This window comes from Pseudonocardia sp. KRD291 (assembly GCF_019263595.1).
In the GTDB taxonomy this organism is placed as follows: domain Bacteria; phylum Actinomycetota; class Actinomycetes; order Mycobacteriales; family Pseudonocardiaceae; genus Pseudonocardia.
Map to the genome: position 1 here is coordinate 1 of NZ_JADQDD010000205.1, position 11618 is coordinate 11618.

Genomic DNA, 11618 nt, shown 5'->3' on the forward strand with positions numbered 1-11618 from the left:
TGCAGGTCGGCGGGGGACGGGGCACGGCCGTCGCCGAGGGTGGCGCGGTCCTCGGCGCCGTAGGCGTACTCCGTCCGGCCGCCCAGGCGCAGGCCGAGAGCTCCCGCCGCGGTCGCCTCGACCGGGCCGGCGTTGGGGCTCGGGTGCCCGGACGCGTCGCGGCGCCAGGCCCGCAGCGCGTCGGCCGACGACCCCCCGACGGCCGGCGCGAGCAGCACGGTCACCGCCGCGGTGATCCGCGCCGGAGCCAGGTTGACCAGGTCGTCGAGGCGCGCCGAGGCCCACCCGAACCGCGCGTACCGGGGCGAGCGGTAGCCGACCATCGCGTCCAGGGTGTTCACGGCCCGGTAGCCCAGCAGCCCGGGCACGCCCGCGACCGCGCCCCAGAACAACGGCCCGACGACGGCGTCGGAGGTGTTCTCGGCCAGCGACTCCACCCCGGCGCGGGCCATCCCGGCCGCGTCGAGCAGCTCCGGGTCCCGCGCGCACAGGTGCGGGATCCGCGCCCGCGCCGCCGCCAGGTCGCCGTCGTCCAGCGACCGGGCGAGCAGCACCCCCTCCCGCACGAGCGAGGTCCCCCCGAGGACGGCCCAGGTCGCCAGCGCGGTCCCGAGGACCTGCACCGCGTCCCGCCGGCGGTCCCACGAGCGACGCGCTGTTGCGCCCGGATGGCCGGTCGAGGGCCACCACGCGTCACTCGCCCGCGAACCGGTGACGGCGGTCCGGCAGTCTGTCGCCGAGGGACGCACCATGGCTCCGGACCGGCCTCGTGACCGACACGGTGCGTCGCTCGGAGGGGTCGGCCGGGCCACGCCGCGGCGAGACGGACAGTCCGACTCCGGCCACTCGACGAGTGCGCCGAGCCCGACTGTTCCTCCGACCAGCAATGCGGTGTATCCCGCCCCGGCTGCGCGCGAGTCGCGCCAGCACCGTCGCTCCACCAGCCCGGCGACCGTGCCGAACGCCGCGACCGGATGCCCCCGCCTCGGGTCCCCGAGCAGCGCATCCGCCGCGACACCGATCACCAGTCCCGCCGCCCGCGCCCCGACCCGCGCTCCCGTCCGCACGGGGCGCACCGTACGGGCATCGCACCGTGCGGCGTCGCGGGAGCAGCGCAGCGGGACCGACGGCAGCGGGGGAAGATCGGGGCATGCGTACCGACCTCACCCCCGACGAGATGGGTGCCGGCCCCTTCTACAAGCTCCTGACCAGCGTCGTCGTCCCCCGGCCGATCGCCTGGGTCTCGACCCGCTCGGCCGACGGGGTGGACAACCTCGCCCCGCACTCGTTCTTCACGGTGTCCTGCGTCGACCCGCCCATGATCCAGTTCACGTCGGTGGGCAAGAAGGACTCGCTGCGCAACGCGACCGCGACCGGCGAGTTCGTGGTCTGCCTGGCCAACGAGTCGATGTTCGAGAAGATCAACGCGACGGCGACCGACTTCCCGTCCGAGATCAGCGAGTTCACCGAGGTCGGGCTCACCGCCGAGAAGAGCGCGACGGTCACCCCGTCCCGGGTCCTGGAGTCCCCGGTGGCGCTGGAGTGCCGGCTGCACTCGGCGATCGAGCTCGGCAACTCGACGGTGGTGATCGGGCGGGTCACCCACGCCGCGATCGACTCCGACGTGTTCGTCACCGACTCCCACGACAACACGCTGCCCGACGTCCGCAAGCTCGCCCCACTGGCGCGGCTGGGCAAGAACGAGTGGTCGCGGATGGGCGAGATCGTCGAGATCAGCCGGATCGGCTACGACAGGTGGCCGGGCCACTTCGAGAAGGAGTGACGGTCGTGCGCGGATATCGCTGCCGGGGCGGCGATATCCGCGCACGGGGTCGTCAGAGGGTGTACTCGGTGGCCGGTGTCGCCGCGGGGTCGGCGTGCAGCTCGCCCTCGCGCCCGCGCAGCTCCACCCGGCGGATCTTGCCGGAGATCGTCTTGGGCAGCTCGAAGAACTCCAGTCGGCGGACCCGCTTGTACGGGGCGAGGTTGTCGTAGGCGAACTGCAGAATCTCCTTCGCCGTCTCCTCGGTGGGCTCGTACCCGCGGGCCAGCACGACGTAGGCCTTCGGCACGGCCAGGCGGACGGGGTCCGGCGACGGCACGACCGCGGCCTCGGCGACGGCCGGGTGCTCGATCAGAACGCTCTCCAGCTCGAACGGGCTGATCCGGTAGTCGCTGGCCTTGAACACGTCGTCGGAGCGCCCGACGTAGGTGATGTAGCCGGATTCGTCGCGGGACCCGACGTCGCCGGTGTGGTAGTAGCCGCCGGCCATCGCCTCGGCGTTGCGCTCCGGGTCGTCGGCGTAGCCGACCATCAGCCCGGTCGGGCGGTGGTTCAGGTCCAGGCAGATCTCGCCCTCGTCGGCGAGCTCGCCGGTCGCCGGGTCCACCAGCGCGACGACGAAGCCCGGGATCGGGCGGCCCATCGAGCCCGGCTTCACGGGCTGCCCTGGCGGGTTGCCGATCTGGACGCTGGACTCGGTCTGGCCGAACCCGTCCCGGATCCGCAAGCCCCACGCCTTCTCGACCTGCTCGATCACCTCCGGGTTGAGCGGCTCACCGGCGCCGACAACCTTCTGCGGCGGGTTCTTCAGCACCGACAGGTCGGCCTGGATCAGCATCCGCCACACCGTCGGCGGGGCGCAGAAGCTGTTCACCCCGCAGGAGTCGAGCACCGAGAGCACCGACTCGGCGTCGAACTTGCTGTAGTTCATGACCAGCACGGTGGACTCGGCGATCCACGGCGCGAACACGTTCGACCAGGCGTGCTTGGCCCAGCCCGGCGAGGAGATGTTGAGGTGCACGTCGCCGGGCTCGAGGCCGATCCAGTACATGGTCGACATGTGCCCGACCGGGTAGGAGACGTGCGTGTGCTCGACGAGCTTCGGCTTGGCCGTGGTGCCCGAGGTGAAGTAGAGCAGCAGCGTGTCGGTGGCCCTGGTCGGGCCGTCGGCGGTGAACGACGGGTCGGCGTCGTAGGCCTGCCCGGTGTAGTCGAGCCAGCCCTCCGGGGCACCGCGCACCGCGATCTTCGTGTAGTCACCGGAGACGTCGTCGAACTTCTCCGCGTCGCCGGAGCCGACCACGACGTGCCGGGCGCGCCCGCGGTCCACCCGGTCCTGCAGGTCGGCCGCGGTGAGCAGGGTGGTCGCCGGGATGACGACCGCGCCCAGCTTCATCGCCGCGAGCAGCGTCTCCCACAGCTCCAGCTGGTTGCCCAGCATCAGGATGATCCGGTCGCCGCGCGCGACGCCCTGTGCGCGCAGCCAGTTCGCGACCTTGTTCGAGCGCTCCGCCATCTCGGCGTAGGTCCAGTACGCCTGCGAGCCGTCCTGCTCGACGATCCACAGTGCCCGGCGCGACCCGCGCTCCGGGTCGGCCGCGACGACGTCGAAGTGGTCGAGTGCGAAGTTGAACTCGGTCAGCTCGGGCCAGCGGAAGTCGCGGAACGCGGTGTCGTAGTCCTCGCGGTGGGCGAGCAGGAAGTCCCGCGCCTGGTAGAAAGCCGTACTCGCCTGGGACGCCATATTCGTGCACCTCGTGATCAGAGCCTGCGTCGTGTCGATCGCACCCTAATCACCGCCGTGGGCCCCCGACAGCCCAGGCGCCGGGCACGGCCCACCCGGACGTGTGGCCGTGAATCCGCCCGCCGCCCGCACCCGGAGCAATACGGTGATCCGGTGACCGCGTCGCACCTCCCGGGAGGCTCATTCCGCACCGGCACCGCCCCCCGGCGGGCCCGCGTATCACCGCGGGTGGCGTTGCGCGCCTGCCTGGTCGCCGTGGCGTTGGCCCTGCTCGTCGTGGTCCTGGCCGGATGCGGCAACGCGGAGCTGCCCAGGGCCGCACCGGTGGCGCCCACGCCGCCGCCCACGACGTCGGCGACCCCGGCCCCGACGACCACGGCGCCCCCGACCACCACGACGGCCCCGACCACCGAGCCGACGACCGGGTCCGCGACGCCCTCCACCGAGGGTCGGGCGCCCGCTCCGCGCACCGCCGCCCCGGGCCCGGCGCCCCGCGCCGGCGGCGGGTCCGGCGGGTCCGGCGGGTCCGGCGGAGGCGGTGGGACCGGCGGGAGCGCGGGCGGCGGCGCCACGGGTGCGCGCGGCACCCCGATCTGGCCCGCGTCCGACGCCGGGTCCGCGGCGAGACTGCAGAAGCAGGTCGACGGGGGCGGCGATCCCTGGCTGCTCGACCCGACCGAGGTCGCGACGTCCTACTCCGGCGTCGAGCTGAAGTACCGCAACCCGACGATCGTCCCGACCCGCGCCGGAGTCGTCGAGGTCCAGGACGGCGCCACGCCGCGCATGGCGACGATCACGCTGGCGCAGACCGTCCGTCAGGGTGACGGTGGCATCTGGCTCGTCACCGGAGTCCGCCCTCGCTAGTTATGAGTACGTAGGGTGTGCGCGCCTAGCTCAAACGGGTGAAAACCGGACAGGGATGCAGCGCCGGCCGCGGTCCGGACGATGTTCCGGGTGAGTCCGTCGCACATCCCGCGCACGGCACCAGGCTCAGGAGGGCACCACCGCCATGACCAGCGACTCGATCCAGCAGGACGTCTTCACCGTGCTGCACGGGCAGGCCGCCCCGATCGTCAGCCGCTGGACGTACCGCGCCGACGACCCGTTCGCGATCTCGTTCGCGGTGCGCCGCTCCACCGAGCGCTGGGTCGAGTGGCTCGTCTCGCGTGACCTGGTGATCGAGGGCCTGACCACCCCCTGCGGCATCGGCGACATCCGGATGGGCCCGCAGCGGGTGGACGGCTACGACGTGGTGGAGATCGAGATCCGCTCGGACGGCGGCTCGGCCGTCCTCGAGGTCGACCGGGACCTGCTGGCGCACTTCGTGCACGCCACCCTGGAGATCGTCGACCTGGGCGAGGAGGCCGAGCACATGGCCCTCGACGACGCCATCGCCCACCTGATCGCCGGCGCCGCCTGAGTCCTGGGCTCAGCGATCGGCGTCCGGGCCGAAGTCCGGGTCGTCGGAGGCATCCCACTCGGCGTCCGCTGCGGCCGCCTCCGGGTCGCCGGAGTCCGCGGCCAGCGACGCGGTGACGCCCGGGTCCTCGGCCGGGGTCTCGTCGACGACCGGCTCGATGCTGTTGTCGACGTCGTGCACCGCGGCCTCCTCGGCGGAGGCCGCCCCACCGTCGACCCCGACCTCGTGCCCGCTGCCGTCGACCCTGGCCTCGCCGTCCGCGCCGGTGTCGTCGTCGACGAGCCGGCCCGAACGCGACTCGTCGACGCCGGGCTCGGCGTCCGGGGTCTCCTGGCGGAGCCGCTCGTCGAGACTCTCCCCCTCGCGCTCGCCGCTCGGGGTGACGGCGTTGTCGTCGACGCCGAACGGGCGGTCCGGGGGGATGTATCCCGAGTCGAGCGGGTCGGCGTCGGACGGGCCGGTCAGGGCCTCGTCCGTGTCCAGCTGCAGTGCCGAGGCCATGTCGGGGGCCTCCGGCTGGGTCTCGTCTCGTTGCGGCATGGGCGAGGCTTACCCGGCAGGCCCTCGCCGCACACGCCGCCGGGCGCCGCCGGATACCGTCCGTCTCACGACGACGGGAACCCGCGGCGCAGCAGGAGGAGCAGTTGACCGAGAACGAGCCGGTGACCGTGGAGCGTGCCGGTGAGCACGTCGCGCTGGTGACGCTGCGGCGCCCGCCGCACAACTACTTCGACGTGACGATGATCCGCCGGGTGGCCGACGTCTACGACGCCGCCGACGCCGACCCGTCGGTACGGGTGATCGTCCTCGCGAGCGAGGGACGCAACTTCTGCGCGGGCGCGAACTTCGGCGGCGACGGCGACCGCACGACCGCCATCGCGTTCGACGACGCCCCGGACGGCGCGACCGCCCTCTACGCCGAGGCCACCCGGGTGTTCTCGATCGGCACGCCGGTGGTGGCCGCCGTGCAGGGCATCGCGATCGGCGGCGGGCTCGGGCTGGCGGTGTCCGCGGACTTCCGGGTGGCCGGGCCCTCGACCCGGTTCTGCGCGAACTTCTCCCGGCTCGGCCTGCATCAGGGCTTCGGGCTCTCGGTCTCGCTGCCGCGCGTCGTCGGACACCAGCACGCCCTGGACATGCTGCTCACCGGTCGCCGGGTCGGCGCCGAGGAGGCGTTCCGGTTCGGGCTGGCCGACCGTCTGGTGCAGGCCCCCGACCCCGCCGGCGAGCCCGCCGCGATCCGCGAGGCCGCGCTGGCGCTGGCCGCCGAGCTGGCCGAGGCCGCGCCACTGGCCGTGCGCAGCATCCGCGCCACCCAGCGCGCCGGCCTGGCCGAGGAGGTCACCCGCGTCACCGCGCACGAGGCCCGAGAGCAGGCGACGCTGCGCGCGACCGCCGACGTCGACGAAGGGATCGCCGCCTCGTTGGAGCGCCGCGCCCCACGGTTCACCGGGCGGTGAGCACGACGGGGAGCAACACGGGGGGCACCCCGGGGAACACCACGGGAAGCACCGCCCGGGGCGCCGAGGAGACGCGTCGGGCGCTGCTCGCCGCGGCGGGCGAGCTGTTCACCTCGGCGGGATACGACCGGACGTCGGTGCGCGCGATCGCCGAGCGGGCGGGGGTGAACCAGTCCCTGCTGTTCCGCTACTTCGGCAACAAGGAGGCGCTGTTCGCCCAGGTCGTCGCCGCGCAGGGCCTCGACGTGCTGCACGGCGGGCCGCCCGAGGAGCTGCTCGAGCGGACACTGCGCTCGATCCTGCACCGCGACGGGGAGGCGACCGGAGGGCTGTTCGACTCCGCCCTGCGCTCGGCCGCCAGCTCGGAGGCGGTGGACGCGGTCCGTGACGAGCTGGGGTCGGCCTACGGGGCGGCGTTCGCCGACCTGACCGGAGAGGCCGGCGGCGGTGGCGAGGACGCCGCGTTGCGGGCCGAGCTGCTGCTCGGGTGGCTGCTGGGGATCAACCTGCTGCGCAACGTGTTCCGCAGCGAAGCGGTCCGGTCCGCGGACCCGGACGTCGTCGTCGGGCACGTCTCCCGCGCGGCCGGCGCGCTGCTCGGAGCGGTTGACAGCGATCTTTGCGATTCCTAACGTCGCGGGTAAGCGATTGCTTACCGTGAGGTTGGGAGCCGATGACCACCACCGTCCGCGAGTATCCGTTCAGCCGGGCGCACGCCCTGGACATGGACCCGACCTACGCCGGGCTGCAGCGTGACGAGCCGATGAGCCGGATCCAGGCCCCCTACGGCGGGCAGTGCTGGCTGGCCGTACGCCACGCCGACGTCCGCACCGTGCTCGGCGACCCGCGGTTCAGCCGCCGCGAGACCGTCGGGCGCGACGTCGCCCGGGCCCGCCCGGAGATCGACCACCAGACGAGCTCCATCCTGAACATGGACCCGCCGGAGCACACCCGGCTGCGCAAGCTGGTGGCCCGCGCGTTCACCACCCGCCGGGTCGCGGACCTGCGGCCGCGCACCGTCGCGCTGACCCGGGAGCTGCTCGCCGGCCTGCGCGCCGCCGGGTCGCCCGCCGACCTGGTGACCCACCTGTCGATGCCGCTGCCGGTGACGATCATCTGCGAGATGCTCGGCGTCCCGGTCTCCGAGCGCGCGGTGTTCCGCCGCGGCGCCGACGCGGCGCTGTCCACGACGTCGATGACGCCGCAGGAGCGGGTGCAGGCCCGCGACGAGATGCTCGGCTTCATGGCCCGGCTGATCGCCGAACGCCGCCAGGAGCCCACCGACGACCTGCTCGGGGCGCTCGTCGCCGCCCGCGACGAGGACGACCGGCTCAGCGAGGACGAGCTGCTCGCGCTGAGCGCCGGGATCCTGGTCGCCGGGCACGAGACGACGATGAACCACCTGGCCAACTTCACCTTCACCGTCCTGAGCACGCCGGGGCTGGCGGACTCGCTGCGGGCCGACCCGGACGCCGTCGGCCCGGCCGTCGAGGAGCTGCTGCGGTTCGTCCCGCTCGGTGCCGGCTCCGGGTTCCCGCGGGTGGCGTTGGAGGACGTCGAGATGGGCGGGGTGACGGTCCGGGCCGGCGAGGAGGTCATGGTCGCCATCCACGCCGCGAACCGGGACGCCGAGCTGTTCGACGACCCGCAGGAGCTGCACCCCGACCGCGAGGCCAACTCGCACATGGCCTTCGGGCACGGCCCGCACCACTGCCTGGGAGCGCAGCTGGCCCGGATGGAGCTGCAGGTCGCGCTCGGCGAGCTGCTGCGCGAGTTCCCGGACCTGCGCCTGGCCGGCGCGCCCGGCGACGTCGAGTGGAAGACCGGCGCGCTGGTCCGGGGCCCGCGCGAGCTCCTGGTCGCCTGGGACGCCTGACCCGGCGGTCAGGGCGTGGCGGGCGCCAGGGCGGTGACCTGCTCCCAGAACTTCTCCTGGTCGGCGCCGGTCTCGCGGGTCCACGGGACGTAGTGGGCCGGGCGCGGCTCGCGGTCGTGCCAGAACCGTCCGGTGCCGACCGTGCGGGATGGGGCGGCGGCGAGCCAGACGGCGGTGTCGGCTCCCTGGTCGACGGTGCGCAGCAGCGGACCGACGACCGTGTTGAACGCGGGCATGGACCCGGTGACGCCCGGTGTCGCCGCCCATCCCGGGTGCAGCGCGTGCACGGTGACGCCGGTGCCGGCCAGCTCGCGCGCCCACAGCCCGGCCAGCACGACCTGCATCCGCTTGGTCCGGGCGTACGCCGCGGTCCCGCCGTAGGTCCCGTGCTCGAACTGCAGGTCCTCGACCTTGAGCGGCTGCGCGTACATGCCTCCGGAGGCGACGATCAGCACCCGGCTGTCGGTGCCCGACCGGGCCGCCCCGGCCTGCAGCGCGCCGATGAGCAGCTCGGTCATCAGGTGCGGGCCGAGTACGTGCACGGCCAGCGTGAGCTCGTTGCCCTCGGAGGTCTCGGAGCGCTCCGGCGGCATCAGCCCGGCGTTGTGCACCAGGACGTCGAGCTCCGGGACACGGGCGGTGAAGTCGGCGCAGAACCGGCGGACGTCGGCCAGCTCCCCGACGTCGCAGACCTCGACGGTGAGGACGGCGTCGGGCACCCGGGCCTGGATCCGGGCCCGTGACTGCTGGCCCTTGTCGGCGTTGCGCACCAGCAGGTGCACGCTCGCGCCGAGGCGGGCCAGGCCGGCCGCGGTGGCCTCGCCGAGACCGGAGCTCGCGCCGGTGACCAGGGCGACCCGGCCGACGAGCGCACCCGGCGCCGGGTCCGCCCGGTCACCGGACCAGCTTCCGCGGCGGGCCAGGTACCCCAGCTTCGAGTAGCCGGGCACGATCGCGCGGTCGAGCAGGGTGTCCAGTACCGGAAGCATGTCCCGATCCGACCACAGCACCGGCCCGCCCGCGCGCCGACCGTCGGCGCTATCCCTGCAGGCCCGGACCCGAGGCGTAGGGGACCTTCGGCAGGTTGGTGGTCGGCAGCTTCGGCACCGCGTTCGTCGCCGCGTCCGCGGTGGAGACCCGGTTCACCTCGCCGCAGCTGGCCAGCGAGTAGCTGGCCGGGTTCACCGGCAACGCGGTCGGCTTGTCGAAACCGTGCTCGACCTTGCGGATCGACATCGTGCCGGCCTGCAGCTTGTACATGTTGCCGAGCGGGTTGTCGGCCGACAGGGTCCCGTTGCCGTTCTCGTCGACGTCCCACGTTCCGACGGTCTGGCCGGCCGGGAGCGGGTTGGTGCCGTCGAGGATGCACGGGTTCTGGTTGGTCGCGCTGCTGGTGGCGCCGTAGAAGAAGCTGACGTACTCGGCGTTCGGGTCCAGGCCGGTCGCGGTGCCCTCGACCCGGTTCTCGTCGACGGTGGCGGTGCCGTTGATGCCGTCGGCGCTCTTCGAGGCCAGGTCGACCTGGGTCGGCCCGTTGCTCGGGCCGCCGGCCACTCCGGCGATGTCGGGCAGGCCGCCCAGCCCGGAGTAGTCCGGCAGCCCGGCCGCCTGCGCGACCGGCGAGAGGTCGGGCAGCAGTCCGTCCTTGCCGGTGACCCCGGAGACGTCGGGCAGGCTGGTGCTGTCGGCCAGACCCTTGAGGGGTCCGTTGCCGGTGGTCAGGAGCGGGACGTCGGGCAGTCCCTGCCCGGCTCCGGTGCCGCTCAGACCGGGGACGTCGGGAGCCTGCGGCAGGCCGGCGCCGTCGCCACCCAGGCCGGGCAGCGCAGGCAGTGCGGGCAGAGCGGGCAGGCCCGCGGCGGAGCCCTTCCCTCCCCCGCCCGGGAGCTGGGCCAGGCCCGCGATACCGGCCGGGTCGACCGGCGAGCCGGCGCCGGACGCGGCGGTCTCGTCGTCGGTGCCGGTCGCCGTGCCGGTGAGGTTGCCGACCGCGTTCACGGCCGAGTTCGCGGCGTCGGCCCCGGGGACGGTGGAGCCCAGGCCGGTGGTCAGCGACGTGGGGTCGGGCAGCGACTTCAGCCCGGACGTCGCCGACGTCAGGTCGGGCGCCTTCCCGATGCCCGAGGTCACGTCGGCGAGTCCGCCCAGCGGACCGGCGCCGGAGGAGCCGTTGGAGCCGTCGGAGGTGGTGCTCTTGCCCGCCGGGGCAGCGGCCTTCGCGGAGCCGGACGCACCGGCCGAACCGGTCGCCGACGCGCCCGAGTCCTTCGAGCCCATACCCGTCGAACCGGAGTCGTTCGACGCCGTGCCCTTCGAATCCGTGTCCATCGAGCCCGTGTCCTTCGAGCCCGTGTCCGTCGACGACGGCGCCGCGGCCTTGCTCGCGGAGCCCGTGGACGCCGTGTCCGAGGCCGCGCCGGTGAGACCGCCCGCTCCCTTCGTCAGTGAGCCCAGGACGTCCCCGCCGGGCAGAGACGAGCCGAGCAGGTCGGTGCCGGGCAGGGACGAGCCGGACCCGCCCGTGGAACCACTGCCGCCGGAGGCTGCCTTCGAGGAACCGGTGGCGCCGGCATCGGCACCGCCTGTGTCCGTGCCTGTGTCCGTGCCGGTCTTGTCCGAGTCGCCCTTGTCCGAGTCGCTCGAGTCGCTCTTCGCCGCATCCTTCGAGCCGGAGTCCTCGGAACCGGAGGCCCCCGACCCTGCGTCCTTGGAGCCCGAGCCCTGGTCACCGGTCGCGGAGTCGCCCGAACCCGCATCGCTCGACGACGTCGAGTCGGCCGAGCCCTCGTCCCCGGAGGCCGAGTCCTCGGAACCCGAGTCCTGGGAGCCCGAGTCCTGGGAGCCCGAGTCCTTCGAGCCGGCCAGGTCCATCACCGAGCCGACCACGTCCGACCCGGTCACGGCCTTCATCGCCGAGCCGGAGTCCTTCGAGCCGGAGTCCTTCGAACCCTCCGAGTTCTCCGAACCCTCCGAGCCCTTCGACGAGCCCTCACCGGCGTCGTCGGCACAGTCCGCGCCGTCGGCGTCCTGGTCGGCACCGGTGTCACACCCCTCGGACGACGACGTTCCGGCCGACCCGGAGTCGCCGCCGGACCCGCTGCCCTCACCCGCGAAGGCGGTCCCGGCCGTCCCGCCCGAGGCCAGCAGCAGAGCGGTCAGCGCCGCCGGGGCGGCCAGGCGACGCCCGGCCCCGGTCGAGGGGGCGGCGTGCCGGGCGCGGGCCGACGGCCGGTGGCCGGGGTTCCTGCCAGGCAGGCAAAGCGGCTGGCGCTGTCCGGGGAGGGTGTGCTTGCCCATTCTCAGAGGTCCTTCCGGTCGCCGGTGGGCGACGTGCG

At 73.9% G+C, this 11618-nt stretch carries 11 protein-coding genes; 6 read left to right on the forward strand and 5 right to left on the reverse strand.

Annotation, left to right across the window (positions count from 1 at the left end; all coding sequences use genetic code 11):
- Positions 1-623, reverse strand: a 623-nt coding sequence (locus tag I4I78_RS23275) for a CobD/CbiB family cobalamin biosynthesis protein (RefSeq protein WP_308252303.1), incomplete at its 3' end; no start/stop codon positions are given.
- Positions 624-1150: 527 nt separating this feature from the next.
- Here I4I78_RS23275 and I4I78_RS23280 point away from each other — a divergent pair.
- Positions 1151-1783, forward strand: coding sequence for a flavin reductase family protein (locus I4I78_RS23280; protein ID WP_218613606.1), 633 nt, complete (start codon positions 1151-1153; stop codon positions 1781-1783).
- A gap of 52 nt (positions 1784-1835) precedes the next feature.
- On the opposite strand, the gene I4I78_RS23285 is transcribed toward I4I78_RS23280, so the two are convergent.
- Positions 1836-3527 (reverse strand): AMP-binding protein, encoded by a 1692-nt coding sequence (locus I4I78_RS23285; RefSeq protein WP_218613607.1) that lies wholly within the window; start codon positions 3525-3527, stop codon positions 1836-1838.
- Between the two features lie 153 nt (positions 3528-3680).
- On the opposite strand from I4I78_RS23285, the gene I4I78_RS23290 reads away from it, so the two are divergent.
- Positions 3681-4391 (forward strand): hypothetical protein, encoded by a 711-nt coding sequence (locus tag I4I78_RS23290; protein WP_218613608.1) that lies wholly within the window; start codon positions 3681-3683, stop codon positions 4389-4391.
- 145 nt (positions 4392-4536) lie between these two features.
- Complete coding sequence (locus tag I4I78_RS23295) at positions 4537-4947, forward strand: SsgA family sporulation/cell division regulator (protein ID WP_130289601.1); 411 nt, start codon at positions 4537-4539, stop codon at positions 4945-4947.
- 9 nt (positions 4948-4956) lie between these two features.
- Here the strand turns inward: I4I78_RS23295 and I4I78_RS23300 are convergent, their stop codons facing one another.
- Positions 4957-5487, reverse strand: a complete 531-nt coding sequence (locus I4I78_RS23300) for a DUF5709 domain-containing protein (RefSeq protein WP_218613609.1) — start codon at positions 5485-5487, stop codon at positions 4957-4959.
- 104 nt (positions 5488-5591) lie between these two features.
- Here I4I78_RS23300 and I4I78_RS23305 point away from each other — a divergent pair, with 104 nt between their 5' ends.
- The 3 genes from I4I78_RS23305 to I4I78_RS23315 are packed head-to-tail and all read left to right on the forward strand — an operon-like array spanning position 5592 to position 8283.
- Positions 5592-6407, forward strand: a complete 816-nt coding sequence (locus tag I4I78_RS23305; protein ID WP_226380283.1) for an enoyl-CoA hydratase/isomerase family protein — start codon at positions 5592-5594, stop codon at positions 6405-6407.
- Positions 6404-7039, forward strand: coding sequence for a TetR/AcrR family transcriptional regulator (locus tag I4I78_RS23310; protein WP_218613610.1), 636 nt, complete (start codon positions 6404-6406; stop codon positions 7037-7039). The genes I4I78_RS23305 and I4I78_RS23310 overlap by 4 nt, the downstream gene beginning before the upstream one ends.
- 41 nt (positions 7040-7080) lie before the next feature.
- Complete coding sequence (locus tag I4I78_RS23315; RefSeq protein WP_218613611.1) at positions 7081-8283, forward strand: cytochrome P450; 1203 nt, start codon at positions 7081-7083, stop codon at positions 8281-8283.
- 8 nt (positions 8284-8291) lie between these two features.
- Here the strand turns inward: I4I78_RS23315 and I4I78_RS23320 are convergent, their stop codons facing one another.
- On the reverse strand, positions 8292-9272 hold the full coding sequence (locus tag I4I78_RS23320; RefSeq protein WP_218613612.1) for an SDR family NAD(P)-dependent oxidoreductase: 981 nt from the start codon (positions 9270-9272) through the stop codon (positions 8292-8294).
- A gap of 49 nt (positions 9273-9321) precedes the next feature.
- Entirely contained in the window at positions 9322-11580 is a 2259-nt protein-coding gene (locus tag I4I78_RS23325; protein WP_218613613.1) for a hypothetical protein, read from the reverse strand.
- Positions 11581-11618 lie beyond the last annotated feature (38 nt).